The sequence below is a fragment of the Marinobacter sp. M-5 genome (genome assembly GCF_032911545.1).
Lineage (GTDB): Bacteria > Pseudomonadota > Gammaproteobacteria > Pseudomonadales > Oleiphilaceae > Marinobacter > Marinobacter goseongensis.
This window is the reverse complement of sequence record NZ_JAWJEK010000002.1, coordinates 620,316-637,511: the sequence shown is the minus strand read 5'-3', so window position 1 is coordinate 637,511 and position 17,196 is coordinate 620,316. Positions and strand designations below refer to the sequence as shown.

Annotated in this window: 13 protein-coding genes; 6 read left to right on the top strand and 7 right to left on the bottom strand. The window is 57.8% G+C overall.

All coding sequences use genetic code 11. From position 1 onward, the window contains the following. Nucleotides 1-93: 93 nt before the first annotated feature. Genes yidC through rpmH form a run of 4 tightly spaced genes read right to left on the bottom strand, consistent with a single transcriptional unit; the run spans nt 94 to nt 2,601 of the window. Nucleotides 94-1,800 (bottom strand): membrane protein insertase YidC, encoded by a 1,707-nt coding sequence (gene yidC / locus R0125_RS12195; RefSeq protein ID WP_317238354.1) that lies wholly within the window; start codon nt 1,798-1,800, stop codon nt 94-96. Between the two features lie 4 nt (nt 1,801-1,804). Continuing rightward, nucleotides 1,805-2,050, bottom strand: a complete 246-nt coding sequence (yidD, locus tag R0125_RS12190; protein WP_248181830.1) for a membrane protein insertion efficiency factor YidD — start codon at nt 2,048-2,050, stop codon at nt 1,805-1,807. Continuing rightward, entirely contained in the window at nt 2,050-2,451 is a 402-nt protein-coding gene (rnpA, locus tag R0125_RS12185) for a ribonuclease P protein component (RefSeq protein WP_317238353.1), read from the bottom strand. Before rnpA ends, yidD begins: the two co-directional genes overlap by 1 nt. 15 nt (nt 2,452-2,466) lie before the next feature. Beyond that, on the bottom strand, nt 2,467-2,601 hold the full coding sequence (gene rpmH / locus R0125_RS12180; protein ID WP_008172542.1) for a 50S ribosomal protein L34: 135 nt from the start codon (nt 2,599-2,601) through the stop codon (nt 2,467-2,469). A gap of 647 nt (nt 2,602-3,248) precedes the next feature. On the opposite strand from rpmH, the gene dnaA reads away from it, so the two are divergent. From dnaA to gyrB, 5 genes are all read left to right on the top strand, one after another. Further along, nucleotides 3,249-4,700, top strand: a complete 1,452-nt coding sequence (gene dnaA / locus R0125_RS12175; RefSeq protein ID WP_317238352.1) for a chromosomal replication initiator protein DnaA — start codon at nt 3,249-3,251, stop codon at nt 4,698-4,700. A 55-nt stretch (nt 4,701-4,755) separates the two neighbouring features. Further along, a complete protein-coding gene (gene dnaN / locus R0125_RS12170) occupies nt 4,756-5,856 on the top strand; it encodes a DNA polymerase III subunit beta (RefSeq protein ID WP_317238351.1) in 1,101 nt (366 codons plus the stop codon). Nucleotides 5,857-5,947: 91 nt separating this feature from the next. Continuing rightward, nucleotides 5,948-7,225: an ABC1 kinase family protein gene (locus tag R0125_RS12165; RefSeq protein ID WP_248181826.1), complete on the top strand. Its 1,278-nt coding sequence runs from the start codon at nt 5,948-5,950 to the stop codon at nt 7,223-7,225. A gap of 146 nt (nt 7,226-7,371) precedes the next feature. Continuing rightward, on the top strand, nt 7,372-8,502 hold the full coding sequence (recF, locus tag R0125_RS12160; RefSeq protein ID WP_317238350.1) for a DNA replication/repair protein RecF: 1,131 nt from the start codon (nt 7,372-7,374) through the stop codon (nt 8,500-8,502). Nucleotides 8,503-8,582: 80 nt separating this feature from the next. After that, complete coding sequence (gene gyrB / locus R0125_RS12155; protein WP_317238349.1) at nt 8,583-10,997, top strand: DNA topoisomerase (ATP-hydrolyzing) subunit B; 2,415 nt, start codon at nt 8,583-8,585, stop codon at nt 10,995-10,997. 71 nt (nt 10,998-11,068) lie between these two features. Here gyrB and R0125_RS12150 read toward each other — a convergent pair whose 3' ends face one another. From R0125_RS12150 to R0125_RS12140, 3 genes are all read right to left on the bottom strand, one after another. Next, the gene (locus R0125_RS12150) at nt 11,069-11,833 is read right to left on the bottom strand and encodes a VC0807 family protein (RefSeq protein WP_317238348.1); all 765 of its coding nucleotides are present in this window, start codon (nt 11,831-11,833) and stop codon (nt 11,069-11,071) included. 216 nt (nt 11,834-12,049) lie between these two features. Beyond that, nucleotides 12,050-13,327 (bottom strand): aspartate aminotransferase family protein, encoded by a 1,278-nt coding sequence (locus R0125_RS12145; RefSeq protein WP_248181822.1) that lies wholly within the window; start codon nt 13,325-13,327, stop codon nt 12,050-12,052. Nucleotides 13,328-13,416: 89 nt separating this feature from the next. After that, complete coding sequence (locus R0125_RS12140) at nt 13,417-15,147, bottom strand: ABC transporter transmembrane domain-containing protein (protein WP_317238347.1); 1,731 nt, start codon at nt 15,145-15,147, stop codon at nt 13,417-13,419. Nucleotides 15,148-15,283: 136 nt separating this feature from the next. Between R0125_RS12140 and R0125_RS12135 the strand changes: the two genes are divergently transcribed. Further along, on the top strand, nt 15,284-17,089 hold the full coding sequence (locus tag R0125_RS12135) for an ABC transporter ATP-binding protein/permease (protein ID WP_317238346.1): 1,806 nt from the start codon (nt 15,284-15,286) through the stop codon (nt 17,087-17,089). The last annotated feature ends 107 nt before the right edge of the window (nt 17,090-17,196 follow it).

The window sequence follows — 17,196 nt, the reverse complement described above, 5'->3', positions numbered from 1 at the left end:
CGGGAGTTTGCGGGTTTATCCGGGTCCTGAACCAGCAGAGGCTCCGTGAAGGAGCCTCTGCCAGGGTACGGGTTCAGACTCTGGATCCGCAGATCAGTGCTTTCTGCCCGCCACTTCCGCTTCAATCTTCCGCGTAATGTACCACTGCTGGGCAATGGACAGAATGTTGTTCACCAGCCAGTACAGTACCAGACCGGCGGGGAACCAGAGGAAGAACACCGTGAAGATCAGCGGCATCGCTTTCATGATCTTGGCCTGCATGGGATCCGGCGGCGTCGGGTTCAGGCTCATCTGCAGGAACATGCTGACGCCCATCAGGATCGGCAGAATGAAATACGGATCCATGACCGACAGATCGTTGATCCACAGCATGAACGGCGCATGGCGTAACTGCACACTCTCGAACAGTACCCAGTACAGGGAGATGAACACCGGCATCTGCACCAGGATCGGCAGGCAGCCCCCGAGCGGATTGATCTTTTCCCGCTTGTACAGCGCCATCATCTCCTGGGACATGCGCTGACGGTCATCGCCATAGAGTTCTTTCAGACGGGTCAGTTGTGGGGCAACGGCGCGCATTCTGGCCATTGAGCGATAGCTGGTGGCCGACAGGTGGAAAAACACTCCCTTGACCACCACCGTCAGCAGAATGATGGCGACGCCCCAGTTACCCACCAGGCCATAGAACCAGTCCAGCACGATAAACAGCGGCAGAGCAATGAAGAACAGGAAGCCGAAATCAACGGTGCGGTCGAGGTTCGGTGCCACCGTTTCCAGACGTTCAATGATCTTCGGGCCAACATAGGCGCGGGCACCCACTTCCGCGGAATCCCCCGGAGCGACCGACGTAGCCGGATAGACAAAGCCCATCACATGCAGCGGGCCCCGTTGTGTCGACTGGAACTGTGCCGGCTGATCCCGCTCCGGGACCCAGGCCGCGATGAAGTAGTGCTGCAGGAAGGCCAGCCAGCCATTGGTGACGGACTGGTTGATGGGCTCTTCCGCGAGATCACTGAAGTCGTACTTTTCGTAGGGATCCTCAGGGGTGCTGACGACCATGCCGAGGAATGCCTGAATACCCAGGCTGTTCTGGGCCGTCGGGTCAGGCGCCCGGTCACGGACAATCTTACCGGTGAGGTTGGCCTGCCAGGCCTCCGAAGAGCGGTTGTTGATCAGGTAGCGCACGTCGATCTCGTAGCTGTTACGAGCAAACTGGTACTGCTTGGTGATTTCCACGCCGCTTTCGGTGGTGTAGGTCAGGTCGACGATCAATTCGTTGGCATCGTCAGACAGCTCGTAGCTGGCGGATGTGGCCTCGTATACCGGCGATGAGCCGTTGCGACGGCTGTCGATGCCGTTGCGGCCAATCAGCCCGCTTTCCATGACGTAAGTGCGGTTGCCGGAATTGGTCAGAATTTTCAGGGAGTCTTCACTACCCAGCGAACGGTCGTAGTCCAGCAGGGAGCTTTCCACCAGATTGCCGCCCACGCGGTCAATAGTCAGTTCCAGGACATCGGTACGCACGGTGATCAGCTTGTCACTGTTTTCTGACACCACGGGAGCGGAACTGACGCCGGGACTGCTGCCCTCGGGGGTGGAGAATTCTTCGTCAGCGACAGCGCCGGTATCGCCTTCCTCCGGCAACCGCAGATCTTCCCCGCTGCTATTTTGGGACACGCTGGCCTGTTCGGTGACCTGGGGTTGCTGTTGAGGCTGATGATAGTCTTCGTTCCAGGCAAGCACCATCAGATAACTGACAATTGCGAGGCCGGCAAACAATACAATGCGTTGAATATCCATAAACTTACTGTTCAGTCTGGTTCGAGTTATGGGAATGGGTGCCCGGTACCGGATCATAACCGCCTTCGGCCCAGGGATGACACCTCAACAATCGTCGTGTGGCAAGAAAAAGTCCTTTCAGCGCACCGTGGTGGTTGATGGCCTCAATTGCGTACTGGGAACAGGTTGGATAATGCCGGCAATGACTGGCCATCATCGGACTGATGGCGTACTGGTAAAAGCGGATCGGGAGAAGCAGCAGTTTGCGCATTAATCCGTTCCTTTACCGGCAGGGGAGGTGGCGGTTGATGACAGACTTTGACGGCTCTTTCTGATCAGGCGTGACCAGAGATCGTTCAAGGTTGCGGTCAGAGTCTGATTGTCGAGCTGAACCAGACCCTGCCGGCCAAGAACAATAATATCCAGTCCCGGTAGATCGGGCTGGAGCCTGAACGTTTCCCGTACACGTCGTTTGACACGATTTCGCTGAACGGCAAGTTTCAGGTTTTTCTTGGAAAACACCAGACCAACCCTGGCATGCCCCAGTGAATTGGGGGTAGCCAGGATCAGAAAATTCCGGTGCGGAACTCTGACTTGGACGTCGTCGAAGACCTTGCCGTAATCCCTGGGTGTGAGTAACCGATGGGATTTCGGAAATGCCAAAGTCTTCATGAGGCGAACGATGTCTTAAGCAGACAGACGCGCACGACCTTTTGCACGACGACGGGAAATCACTTTGCGACCGTTGGCAGTAGCCATGCGGGCACGGAAACCGTGAACGCGCTTACGCTTCAGTACGCTTGGTTGAAACGTTCTTTTCATGGTGATGATCTCACATTACAGGTATTGGGAAATTCATGGTTGGCTGGAAAATGAACAGCCAAAACAGGAGCGGCATTCTATGCAAACCCTGCGACGAATTCAATGGTTAATGCGTCATCCGCAGAGGATCGTGTCGATCTGAAGGGTCAGCAGCGGACAGTAATCATAGTAATAAGTCTTTTTTTAAATGTCTTAAGGATTAATTATTACTGTTATTACTGAGGCACTTTTCTGTGGATAGAGCCTGGTTCCGTCTTAAAAACAGGAAGTTGGTCGATTCATAAGGCAGTTGAAAAAGCGGCCTGAGGGCTGTGCACAAGCGATGCAGGAATTGTGGGTAACCTGGTCGGGGGTGAAAAACCGAAGTTATCCCTGCATTGGTCAAGTGGCTACACACAGGGTTGAGGGCAGGCTGTACACACAGGGCTGTGGGTAACCTTATCCACCACTATTTTTCTGTACACAACCCTGTAGGTAAGTCTGTAAAAAATTGAAAGAAAAGAAAATAAATTTCCACAGGCTGTTCATGAGTCGCTTTTCGCTCTTTTACTTGGGAGGCGTGCGGGTTAGAATTCCGGGTCATCTCTGGTAGCGGATTGCACCTGATTCGTTTTGAGAAATTCCTGAGGCATCGGAGGCAGGCTGTCGTGCCGAACACCATCTGGCATCAATGTCTAGAAGTACTCCGGGACGAATTTCCCGCCCAACAGTTCAACACCTGGCTGAGGCCCCTGCAGTCTGACCATCGTGAAGGTCAGCTGATGCTGTTCGCGCCCAACCGGTTTGTTATGGACTGGGTGAACGAGAAGTATCTCAGGCGGATCGAAGAGGTGTTGAAGGACCTTAATGGCGGCCAGGCTCCCCGGGTAAATATGAAAGTTGGCTCGGCACCCCGGGCCGGCGATCTGGTGCTGCGTTCTGACCCGGGTAACGACGCCGGCAGTGCAGCTCAGGAAGAGTCCGGCAGCCGGGTTACGGAAGAAGAGCGTGGGGTGGCGGCAACGGCTGTATCCTCGTCGGTGAGGCCGAAAGCCGCCAACGAGCGGCGCACGGTTCAGGTGGAAGGTGACATCAAGCACCAGAGTTTCCTCAACGAAGGGTTCACTTTCGAGACGTTCGTTGAGGGTAAATCGAACCAGCTGGCCCGAGCCGCGTCGATGCAGGTGGCGGAGAATCCGGGCGGTGCCTATAACCCGCTGTTCCTCTATGGTGGTGTGGGGCTGGGCAAGACCCACCTGATGCACGCCATTGGTAATGACATCGTGCGGCGAAATCCCAGGGCCAAGGTGGCATATCTGCGCTCCGAACGCTTTGTGGCGGATATGGTAAAAGCCCTTCAGCTGAATGCCATCAACGAGTTCAAGCGGTATTACCGGTCCGTGGACGCACTGTTGATTGATGACATCCAGTTTTTCGCTCGTAAGGAACGGTCACAGGAAGAGTTTTTCCACACCTTCAATGCCTTGCTCGAGGGTGGCCAGCAGGTGATCGTGACCTGTGACCGCTTCCCGAAAGAAATTGTCGATATGGAAGAGCGGCTGAAGTCCCGTTTTGGCTGGGGCCTGACGGTGATGGTGGAGCCACCGGAGCTGGAAACCCGGGTGGCGATCCTGATGAAAAAAGCGGAACAGGCGAACGTCAAACTCAGCAGCGAAGCGGCCTTTTTTATCGCTCAGAAAATTCGCTCCAACGTGCGAGAATTAGAAGGCGCGCTGCGTTTGGTGATAGCGAATGCTCACTTCACGGGATCGGAAATTACCCCGCCGTTTATTCGCGAGAGTCTGAAAGACCTGTTGGCGCTGCATGAGAAACAGGTCAGCATTGACAACATCCAACGCACGGTGGCGGAGTATTACAAGATCAAGGTGGCGGATTTGCTGTCCAAACGCCGCACCCGGACAGTGACCCGGCCGCGTCAGGTGGCCATGTCCCTGTCCAAGGAACTGACCAATCACAGCCTGCCGGAAATCGGCGATGCCTTCGGCGGCCGAGATCACACCACCGTATTGCACGCCTGCAAGAAGATTGTCGAACTGCAGGAGACGGATCCCAGTATCCGCGAGGATTATCAGAATTTTATGAGGCTGCTGACTACCTGATCCCGGGTTGGCGGCGGACAAACATTCACCTTCCAGAAAAAGAATGCTGAGTGCCATGAAACTGACGATCAGCCGAGAATCATTGCTTACCCCGTTGCAGTCGATCGCCGGGGTTGTTGAAAGGAAACAGACCATGCCGGTGCTGTCCAATGTGCTGCTGGTGGCTGAGGACAATACCCTCACCATGACCGGTACCAACATGGAAGTCGAGCTGGTGGGCCGGATTACACCGGTGCATGTGGATCAGCCCGGCAAGATCACGGTGCCGGCCCGCAAGCTGGCGGATATCTGCCGTGCCCTGGGCGATGAAGCACCGATTGAACTGGCGCTGGAAGGCGACCGGCTGCACCTGCGTTGCGGTGCCAGTCACTTCACGCTGTCGACGCTGCCGGCGGAACACTTTCCCAATGTGGAAGACGAGGCGGAAAGTTTCCGCATCGAGCTGCCGCAAAAGGAACTGAGCCGGATGCTGGACGCCACCGCGTTCGCCATGGCTCAGCAGGACGTGCGCTACTATCTGAACGGGCTGTTGCTGGAAGTGGACCAGGGCCATGTGCGGACCGTGGCCACCGATGGTCACCGTCTGGCGATGGCGCATTTTGACCTGCCGACAGGGTGTGATCTCAAGCAGGTGATTGTGCCCCGCAAGGGCGTGCTGGAGTTGGCGCGGTTGCTGGACGACGTGGAAACACCAGTGACCCTGGTGATCGGCGACAACCACCTGCGCGCCACGGTGGGCAGTTACACCTTTACCTCCAAGCTTATCGAGGGCAAGTTCCCGGACTACAACCGGGTGATCCCTCGCGGCGGCGACAAGGTGGTGCTTGCGGACCGGGCTACGCTCAAGAACACCCTGCAGCGCGCCGGCATCCTGTCTCACGAAAACATTCGCGGTGTGCGGCTGAATCTGGCGCCGAACGAGTTGCAGGTGTTTGCCAACAACCCGGACCAGGAACAGGCCGAAGACGCGCTGCCGGTGGAGTATCAGGGCGAATCACTGCAGATCGGCTTTAATGTAGGCTATCTGGTGGACGTGATGAACGCACTGGATGAGGAGCAGGTGAAGATCACCCTGTCGAATCCGAACAGCAGTGCGTTGATTGAAGCCCAGAACGACAACCGTTGCCTGTATGTGGTCATGCCGATGCGCCTGTAGGACACAATGAACCGGGCTACGGATGGCGTGACCATAGCAGTTGCAGTCAGGGATGGTACACATCGGGTTCAGCAAAAAGGTGAGTGACGAGATGGTTTTCGGAACGGTAAGTAACGGTATCAAAGGTGCATTCCGCATCGGCCAGACAGCGTCGGTGCTGGGGCGGACCGGATTAAACTGGCTGCGGGGCGATCGCCCGCCAACGCCGCGCCTGCTCAGGCAGACCTTTGAGTCGCTCGGCGCCACCTACATCAAACTGGGGCAATTCATTGCCAGTTCTCCGACGTTTTTCCCCAAGGAATACGTGGAGGAGTTCCAGTACTGTCTCGATAAAACCCCGAACCTGCCGTTCAGTGTGATTCGTAAAATTATTCGCGACGAACTGGGCCGGCCCATTGACCAGGTGTTCGCGGAAATCGACCCGGTGGCGCTGGCCTCGGCGTCGATTGCCCAGGTGCATGCGGCAAAATTGCTGACTGGCGAAGACGTGGTGATCAAAGTCCAAAAGCCGGGTGTGGAAAACATCCTGCTGACCGATCTCAACTTCCTGTACCTGTCTGCAAAAATTCTCGAGACGCTGGCGCCCAAGCTGTCCTGGACTTCGCTGTCCGGTATTGTGGAAGAGATTCAGCGCACCATGATGGAAGAGTGTGATTTCATCAAGGAAGCCAATAACCTGAAGGTGTTCCGCGAGTTCCTGAGCACCACCCATAATGAAGACGCGGCGGTGCCATTGGTGTACGAGCAGAGCAGTACCCGGCGGATTCTCACCATGGAACGGTTCCACGGTGTACCGCTGACCGATCTCGAGAGTATTCGCGGCTACGCCCGCGATCCGGAACGCACCCTGATCACCGCGATGAATACCTGGTTCTCCAGCCTGACCCAGTGCGAATTCTTCCACGCGGACGTGCATGCGGGAAATCTGATGGTACTGAAAGACGGTCGGGTCGGGTTCATCGATTTCGGTATTGTGGGTCGGATTCGACCGGACACCTGGCAAGCGGTCAGTGATTTTATTTCGGCCATTATGGTGGGTAACTTCGATGGCATGGCGGATGCCATGATCCGTATCGGCATCACCCACGAGCATGTGGAGACGTCGGCGTTGGCGGCGGACTTGCGCAAGCTGTATCAGCAGATGGATAAGATGGTTCCGGACCAGGTGCCCTATGAAGCTGATCAGGCGGACGACGACGTTAACAATATCCTGATGGATATGGTGAAGATCGGCGAGAGCCACGGTCTGCATTTCCCCCGCGAGTTTGCACTGTTGCTAAAACAGTTCCTGTATTTCGACCGCTATGTGCACATTCTGGCGCCGGAAATGGACGTGTTCATGGACGAGCGCCTGAACATGCTGCATTGATCCGACCAGCCGTTGTGCGATGCTCATAAGAGCAGGCATCACGGACGTCGCCAACGGGCTGAGGGTTTTGTACACTAAGGCAGCATTCGCTACGCGGATGCTGCCTTTTTGTTTTCTTACACACTCTGCGGAAGTCCTCTGACTCTATGGCGCTGGTCAAACTGCAAACGGAACACTTCCGCAATCTCGCCGCCTCACCCGTGACTTTCTCCCCTTCTTTTAACCTGCTGTTCGGTGAGAACGGCAGTGGCAAGTCCAGCGTTCTGGAGGCCATCGGTTACCTGGGCCTCGGTCGCTCGTTCCGCGTCAGTCGTCATCAGGCCGTGGTCAGTCATGGCCAGCAACGCCTCACGGTTTTCGGCGGGCTGGATCAGGGACTGGAGCCGGACAAAGACCGTCAGCAAAGCCCGGGTCAGTTGCGGCACCGGTTGGGTTTTGCGCGGGATGTTTCATCGAAAGAGACCACCTTGAGAGTGGACGGCGAGGCGGTGAAAAATCTCTCCGTCCTGGCCAGGCACCTGCCGGTTTCCGTGATTGATCCGGGGGTGTTCGAGATTGTGGCCGGGGGCCCTGGCAAGCGTCGTCAGTTTCTCGACTGGTCAGTGTTCCACGTGGAACCTTCGTTTGCCGGCGTGTGGCAGCAGTGTCAAAGAGTGACATCACAGCGGAATCAAACGCTGAGAAATGGTAGACTAGACGAGGCTTTAGTCCGGGTCTGGGACAACCAGTACACGGTTCTGGCCAAGCAGCTGACCGACGCGAGGCGCAGTGCCTTTGAGCTGTTCCAGACGGCGTTCCAGAGCCTTGTAAAAGAGGTGGACGCACCCTGGGTCGAAGGCATGAAAATGGACTTCTTTGCCGGGTGGGATACCAGCCTGCCGTTATCGGAAGTTCTTGCCGCGCATCGGGAACAGGAATTGCGGATGGGCCACACCCTGTATGGCCCGAATCGGGCCGACATCAAGTTGCGGTTCCAGGGGCGGCCAGTGGCCGAAACGTTTTCCCGCGGACAGCAGAAAACCCTGGTGATCCTGATGAAAATTGCTCAAGGCATGGTGCTGAGCCAACTGGGCAAACAGGTGACGTTTCTGCTCGACGATATCAATGCGGAGCTGGATGTTGGCCACCGATCCATGTTGGCCAGGAAGTTACACGAATTACGATGCCAGGTGTTTATTACCTCCATCGAATCGCCTCGGCCGGACGAACTCTGGCAGAACGCGAAACCGGACTATCGAATGTTCCACGTGGAACATGGACAATTGACGGAAGAATAAGACCCGGGTGGCAGAGGGTTGGCGTGGTCAGAACCCGCCATCAGAGCCGGACCCGGTAATCACCCTTCAGGAGTACCCTAATGAGCGAATCGAACTACAATTCCTCCAGTATCAAAGTCTTGAAAGGACTGGATGCGGTTCGGAAACGGCCCGGGATGTACATCGGCGATACCGATGATGGCACGGGCCTGCACCACATGGTCTTCGAGCTGGTGGATAACTCTATCGACGAAGCTTTGGCGGGGCATTGCTCGGAGATTGGGGTGATCATTCATCCGGACGAGTCGATCTCGGTGAAGGATAACGGCCGCGGCATCCCGACAGATCTGCACGAGGGAGAAGGGGTGTCCGCCGCGGAAGTCATCATGACGGTGCTTCACGCGGGCGGTAAGTTCGATGACAACTCCTACAAAGTCTCTGGTGGTTTGCACGGCGTGGGCGTGTCGGTAGTGAACGCGCTCTCCTCTACCCTGACCCTCACCATTCGCCGTGAAGGCAAGGTCTACGAGCAAAGCTACACCCACGGCGTGCCCAACGCGCCTCTGAGTGTGGTCGGTGATACCGATGCCAGTGGTACCAAGGTCCATTTCATTCCCTCGCCGGAAACCTTTACTCATATCGAGTTCCATTACGACATTCTTGCCAAGCGCTTGCGTGAGCTGGCTTTCCTGAACAGCGGCGTACGTATCCGCTTGACCGACGAGCGCAGTGGCAAGGAAGAGGTCTTTGAATATGAGGGCGGTCTGCGCGCGTTCGTTGAGCATCTGAACAGCAACAAAACGCCGATCAACCGGGTCTTCCATTTCAACAAGGATCGGGAAGACGGCACCTCGGTGGAAGTGGCCATGCAGTGGAACGACGCCTTCCAGGAGAACATTTACTGCTTCACCAACAACATCCCCCAGCGCGACGGCGGTACCCACCTGGCCGGGTTCCGCGCCGCCCTGACCCGTTCGCTGAACAACTACATCGAGCACGAAGGCCTGGGCAAGAAGGCCAAGGTCAGCACGTCCGGGGATGACGCCCGTGAAGGCCTGACTGCGATCATCAGCGTCAAGGTACCGGACCCCAAGTTCTCGTCCCAGACCAAGGACAAGCTGGTCTCCTCGGAAGTCAAAACCGCGGTGGAGCAGGAGCTGTACCAGGCCTTTGCCGACTTCCTTCAGGAACAACCGGGTGAGGCCAAACTGATCGTCAACAAGATGATCGAAGCGGCCCGTGCCCGCGAGGCTGCCCGCAAGGCGCGGGATATGACCCGCCGTAAGGGTGCGCTGGATATTGCCGGCTTGCCCGGCAAACTGGCGGACTGCCAGGAGAAAGACCCCGCCCTGTCCGAACTGTTCATTGTGGAGGGTGACTCGGCCGGCGGCAGCGCCAAACAGGGTCGCGACCGCAAGACACAGGCCATTCTTCCCCTCAAGGGCAAGATCCTCAACGTAGAGAAAGCGCGCTTTGACAAGATGCTGTCCTCGGTGGAGGTCGGCACACTGATTACCGCGCTGGGCTGTGGTATCGGCCGTGAGGAATTCAATCCGGAAAAACTGCGGTACCACTCCATCATCATCATGACCGACGCCGACGTGGATGGCTCACACATCCGTACACTGTTGCTGACGTTCCTGTTCCGCCAGATGCGCGAGATCATCGAGCGTGGTCACGTCTTTATCGCCATGCCGCCACTGTACAAGGTCAAGCGGGGCAAACAGGAGCAGTACCTTAAGGACGAGAAGGCCAAGGTGTCCTACCTGACCCAGACCGCTTTGGAGGGCGCTCAGCTGTACGTCAATCCGGAAGCCCCGGCAATCAAGGATTCCGCGCTGGAAACCATGGTGAAGGATTACCAGGCGGTGATGGCGATGATCGAGCGTTTGTCCCGAGCCTATCCCGCCAAGGTTCTGGAGCAGATGCTGCAGAACGTCACCCTCAAGCCTGACGACCTCCGGGACGAAGCGGCGGTAGCTCGCTGGGTGGCGCGCCTTGGCGATGGCCTGGATCTGGATACCCGTACCGGCACCAAATATACCTTCTCGGTGGAGAAAGATGGCGAGCGCAATCTGTACCTGCCGAAGGTGGTGATTTCAGTACACGGTATTCCGTATACCCATGTGTTCAATCACGAATTCTTCGAGTCGTCGTCGTACCTTTCCATTGCAAGAATGGGCGAAGCTCTGGACGGACTGGTGGAGGATGGCGCCTACATCCAGCGTGGTGAGCGCAAGCAGGCGGTGTTGTCCTTCGAGGGTGCGCTGGACTGGCTGATGAAGGAAGCTCAGCGGGGACTGAACATCCAGCGCTATAAGGGACTGGGCGAGATGAACCCGGAACAGCTGTGGGAGACCACCATGGATCCGGAGACGCGCCGCATGATGAAGGTGACCATCGAGGACGCCTTTGCGGCGGATCAGATCTTCACCACCCTGATGGGCGATGATGTGGAGCCGCGCCGGGCCTTTATCCAGACCAACGCGCTGGAAGTGACCAACCTGGACGTGTAGCGTTTCAGGAAGACGAAAAAAGGCGACCTTCGGGTCGCCTTTTTTTTGGAAATCCGTTAATTGCCGAGCAGTTATTGCTTACCGTTGGTGGAATCCGAGGAGTTACTGGCTTCGTGCTGGGCGGCGAGATGGGGCGCCATTACTTCTTCCAGGGTGTAGCCGGTGAGCCGGCGGATAGAGCGCCATAGGTAGTAAAAGATGGCGATCATCATGATCATCGACGGAATGGCGATCATCGGGTAGCTGACCAGGGTCATCCTGCCCAGTTCCTCATTAAACGCCTGCGTGCCTGAGGGACTGACCACAATCCATTTCGCCAGTACGTAGTTCATGATGGAGGAGAACAGGAAGGTCAGGCTGAAGAAATAGGTGGCCTTGAGCAAGCGATCTTCAAACTCGGCTTCGCTGCCCTGCTCTTTCAGTGAAGACTGAATCTTGTCCACGTTCAGCACGGAGGGGTTGTACAACAGGGTGCGTACCAGCGGGTATCGGGTGCGGGTGGAGATCAGCACCGCCAGGCCGATGATTGCCGGAATCCCGGCCTCCTTGATGGCCAGCCACCCGGCATCCAGCTCCAATAGCCCGATACCGCCGGTCAGCCCGACACTGATCAGACCCAGCACTGCGATGAAATTCTTCTTACGGTATTTGATCAGCTCATACAGCCCCCAGCCAAGGGGGAACGCCAGTCCGATCAGCAACGCGTTAACGCTGCCGAGGTGCTCATCACCGCTGAATTTCATCAGGATCACGGATGGAATAATAATGCTGACCAGCAGATCGACCCACGGCCTTGGCTTGTGATCCGGAATACTGGAAGAATTCTGAGAAGTCATGGCGTTGCCTGGTTGGTGGAACAGCGGCAGGCCTGCGGGCTCTGCCGGAAAACTCTCGGCAGTATACGATGAATCCACCGGTCGGGGTAAGCGGCTGTCGGCAGCGACAGAGAGGGTCTGAGCGACAACCCGGTGTCTGATGACAAGGGTATGCCGCCATAAAAAAACCGGACCCCTGCGGGGCCCGGTTTTTGAACATCAGGAACCGTCAGGGTGTTACGCCCCGACCTCCTTCAGACTTTCTTCCACAATGGCCAACCCTTCTTCCAGCACATCGTCTTCGATGGTGACCGGCATCAGGAAACGCAGGGTATTGCCGTACATACCGCAACTCAGCAGAATCAGCCCTTTCTCCTTGGCTTTCTTGGTTACTGCCGCCGCCATTTCCGGCATCGGTTTGCGGTTGGATTTGCTCTCGACCAGCTCAAACGCGGCCATTGGCCCCATGTTGCGGGCGTTGTCCACGTGCTCGAACTGCTCCTGCCACTGGCTGAACCGTTGCTTCAGTTTGTCACCCAGAGCCTGGGCCTTGCCCAGAATGTCGTCTTCCTTGAACACATCGAAGACCGCCAGTGCCGCTGCACAAGCCGTCGGGCTGCCGGTGTAGGTGCCGCCCAGCGAGTTCGGGCCAGAGGCATCCATGTGCTTGTCGGTGCCTACGATGGCCGAGATTGGCATGCCGTCCGCCATACTCTTGGCCATGGTCATCATATCCGGCTCAATGCCGCTGTGCTCGATAGCAAACATCTTGCCGGTCCGGCCGAAGCCGCTCTGCACTTCGTCCACCACCATAAGGATGTTGTTTTCGTCGCAGATCTTGCGGATCTCTTTCAGGAAGCTGGTTGGCGCGGCATAGAAACCGCCCTCGCCCAACACTGGCTCGATCACGATGGCGGCGGTGTTGTGGGCCGGCGAATCCGCCTTCATGGTCATCTTCAGACCGCGCAGTGCTTCGTCTTCGGACACACCGTGGTACGGCACCGGGTAAGGCGCGCGGAAAACGTTCCCGGGCATGGGTCCGAAATCGGTCTGGTAAGGCGCTGCCTTGCCGTTCATCGCCATGGTGTAGAAAGTCCGGCCGTGGTAACCGCCATCAAAACAGATCACGTTGGTTTTGCCGGTGGCAGCGCGTGCGATCTTCATGGCGTTTTCCAGCGCTTCGGCACCGGAGTTGGCCAGCATCACCTTGGCGTGACCCTTGACCGGTACCACTTCACTGAGTTTCTGTGCCAGCTTCACGTAGCCCTCGTAGGGCATCACCGTCTGACAGGTGTGCATGAGTTTGTCGAGCTGGGCCTTGATCGCTTCCACCACTTTCGGGTGGCGATGTCCGATGTTAAGGACACCGATGCCGCCGGCGAAATCGATCATGCGTTTGCCGTCCGCATCCCACAGTTCCGCATTTGTTGCGTGGTCGGCAAACTGTTCATTGGGGCTTGCCGCGCCCGCTGCAACGTAGCGTTCTTTGAGTGCCTGCAATTCTTTATTGCTCACTTTGCCATTCTCCCTGGTTTCAGGTTCGAAAGTTTCACCTACCAGTGTAAGTAGTACGGTGACAGGAAACAAACCGACTATGGTCGCCGTCAGGCGGCATGATCGCGAAACTGCAGTCTGGCCAGCCGTTGATAGAGGTCGTTGTTGCGCATCAGCTCGTCATGGGTACCGACCGCCAGCAGGCGGCCCTGATCCAGTACCGCGATGCGATCGGCGTCTCTGACCGTCGCCAGACGATGGGCGATCACCAACGTGGTGCGTCCCGCGGTCAGCGCCGGCATGGCCTGCTGGATAAGGTTCTCGCTTTCTGCGTCGAGGGCGCTGGTGGCCTCGTCCAGCAACAGCACCGGAGCATCCGCCAGTAGTGCCCGGGCAATGGCCAAGCGTTGCTTCTGGCCTCCGGACAGACCCAGCCCGGCATCGCCAAGGCGGGTGGCGTAGCCCTCGGGCAGGCTCTGGATAAATTCATCGGCGTGGGCAATCCGTGCCGCCTGCTCCACGTCTGCCTGGCTGGCTTCCGGCCGGGCGTAGCGAATGTTGTCCGCCACCGTGCCATGGAACAGGGCGGGATTCTGCGGCACCAGCGCAAAACACCGTCGCAGGGATTCCAGTGACAGCCCGGCACTGTCCAGACCATCTATCAGGATGCGACCCTCACCGGGCTGGTAGAAATGCAGCAACAAATCGAACAGCGTGGATTTACCCGCGCCGGACGGTCCGACAAGCGCCAGGGTTTCCCCCGCTTTCACCGTGAGTGTCAGGTCGCTCAGGGCGGGCTGCAGTGTACGACCGGGATAACTGAACCCCAGCTGTTCCAGCCGGATCTCGCCCCGCACTGGCTGCGGCAGCACAGTGTTGCCGCTGTTGCGGGCAAACGCCGCTTCGGTCTGTAACAACTCGAACAGTCGGGCCGCCGAGCCCGCCGCCCGCTGCAATTCGCCGATCACCTCACTGATGGCACCGGCCGCGATACCGACCAGCAGGCTGTAGAACACGAACGCCGCCAGCTCCCCGGGGCTGATGCGACCATGGATGACATCCAGTCCGCCGATCCAGATCACAATGCCGACGGCCCCCATCACCAGGGTAATCGCCAGTGTAGTGAGCCAGGCCCGCTGGCGAATACGTGCGCGGGCTATGTCGAAGGCCTTTTCCGAGACCTCGGCAAAAAAACGCCGGTCGTGGGGCTGGTGGTTGAAGGCCTGTACGGTTTTAATCTGGGTCAGATTCTCGCCCACGTAGCTGCCGACGTCCGCCACCCGGTCCTGACTCAGGCGCGACAGTTGTCGCACCCGCCGGCCAAAAAACAGGATCGGTGCGATCACCAGCGGGAAGCCCAGCAGAATAATGCTGGCCAGCTTGGCGTTGGTGATGAACAGCAGCAGCAGGCCACCGACCAGCATCAGCGTGTTGCGCAGGGCAATGGACACGGTGGAGCCAATCACCGATTGCAGCACGGTGGTGTCTGCGGTAAACCGCGACTGAATCTCCAGCGCCCGGTTCTGTTCGAAAAAACCGGGGTGCAGATCAATCAGATGGTTGAACACCTTCTTGCGAATGTCTGCCACCACCCGCTCACCGATCCATGACACCAGGTAGAAGCGGGTAAAGGAGCCTATCGCCAGCCCCAGCACCAGCACAAAAAACAGCCCAATGGCCTTTGCCAGGTTCTCCGGTGACTCGGTGGCTAATCCCTGATCCACCAGTATGCGTAAACCCTGACCAAGCCCCAGGGTAATGCCAGCGGTGAACACCAGTGCGACCAGAGCGCCGGCCACGGCTCTCCGATAGGGGCTGATAAATTCGACGACCAGTCTCAAGGCCTTGCGATGGCGGGTTTTAATGGTGTGCCTCCTGGGTGTGGGCTGCTGTAAACTTCAGCAACAATACGATCGGGATTCCGTACAAGACTTATCATACAGCTCGCTCGACTACTCCGTAACTGAAGGACACGACGTGCAATCATACGCCGACAACGACTACCCCGCCGACCACAAACCCGACTGGAAAGTGATTTCCGGCCTGTGGCCCTACCTGGCGGAATTCCGCGGCCGGGTGGCACTGGCGCTGGCCCTGCTGGTGCTGGCCAAACTGGCGACGGTGGCCACGCCTATTGCGTTGAAGTATATCGTCGATTATCTCGACCAGAACCGCGGTGCTGACATGCTGCTGTGGATACCGTTGGTACTGGTGGTCGGTTACGGTTCGCTGCGCTTCGGCGCTACCCTGTTCAGTGAACTGCGGGATGCGGTGTTTGCGCGGGTAGCGGAGCGGGCGATGCGGCGGGTATCGCTGCGGATCTTCGAACATTTGCACCAGCGGGAGCTGGGCTTTCACCTTGACCGCAAAACCGGGGGGCTGGCGCGGGATATCGAGCGCGGCACCAACGGCATCAGCTTTCTGCTGCGATTCACGCTGTTCAACATCGTGCCCACGATCCTCGAAATCCTGATGGTGGCCGGTATCCTGCTGGTGGTGTTCAACGTTGGTTATGTACTGGCAATTCTGGTGGCCGTGGTCGTTTACGTGGTGTTTTCCATCAGAATCACCGAGTGGCGCACCAAGTTCGTACGGGAGGCCAACGCCCGTGACAATCAGTCCAATTCAAGGGCCATCGACAGCCTGCTGAACTACGAGACGGTGAAATATTTCAATAACGAACGTTACGAAGCGCAGTTGTACGACCAGAACCTGGACGACTGGGAACAGGCGCGACTGAAGAACCGCCTGTCACTGGCCACCCTGAACGCCGGCCAGGCGCTGATTATCGGTGTGGCAATGATCGTGATCATGGCCATGGCGGTGGCCGAAGTGGCCAGTGGCGAAATCACCCTGGGCGACTTCACCATGATCAATGCCTACCTGCTGCAGCTGTTTATTCCTCTCAATGCCCTCGGATTTGTCTACCGGGAGATCCGCCAGGCACTGGTGAATGTGGAGCGGTTGTTCAAACTGCTGGGCGACGAGCCGGCGATTCAGGATGCGGCGGGGGCGACGGCGCTGGTTGTGGAGAGGGCCGAGGTGCAGTTTGACCACATCCACTTTGCCTACCGACCGGACCGCCCGATCCTGCAGGATGTGAATTTCTCCATACCGGCTGGCCACACGGTAGCGGTGGTGGGCGCCAGCGGTGCCGGCAAATCCACCCTCGCCCGCTTGCTGTTCCGCTTTTACGACGTGGCTCAGGGATCGATCCGCATTGACGGTCAGGACATCCGCCAGGTGACCCAGGCCAGCCTGCGCTCAGTCATCGGAGTGGTGCCCCAGGACACGGTGCTGTTCAACGACACCCTGTACCGCAATCTGGCCTATGGCAATCCGGCGGCCAGCGAGGAACAGGTGTATCGGGCCGCGCGCCTGGCGCACCTGGAAGACTTTATCCACAGCCTGCCGGACGGCTACGACACCAGAGTGGGTGAGCGCGGCCTGAAACTGTCCGGTGGCGAGAAACAACGGGTGGCCATTGCCCGGGTGATTCTTAAGAACCCGCCGCTGCTGATTCTGGATGAGGCCACCTCGTCGCTGGATTCGCTGTCGGAACAGGCAATCCTCAGCGCACTCAAGGAGGTCAGCCAGCAGCGCACTACCCTGGTCATCGCCCATCGGCTGTCCACCATCCGTGATGCCAATACCATTCTGGTGATGGACGGCGGTCGCATTGTCGAGAGCGGCAGTCACAACGAGTTGTTGGTCGCTGGTGGCCACTACGCTCATCTTTGGGAGCAGCAGCATCGGAGTGGCGAACAGAGTGGCGAACAGTAAGGGGAGGGGCCCTTCCAAAACCGTGCGGAGCCAGGGATGGCGGAGCCCGAGCGTCACATGGATGTGCCGAAGGAGCGTGTTTTGGAAGGGCCCCTCCCCTTACTGTC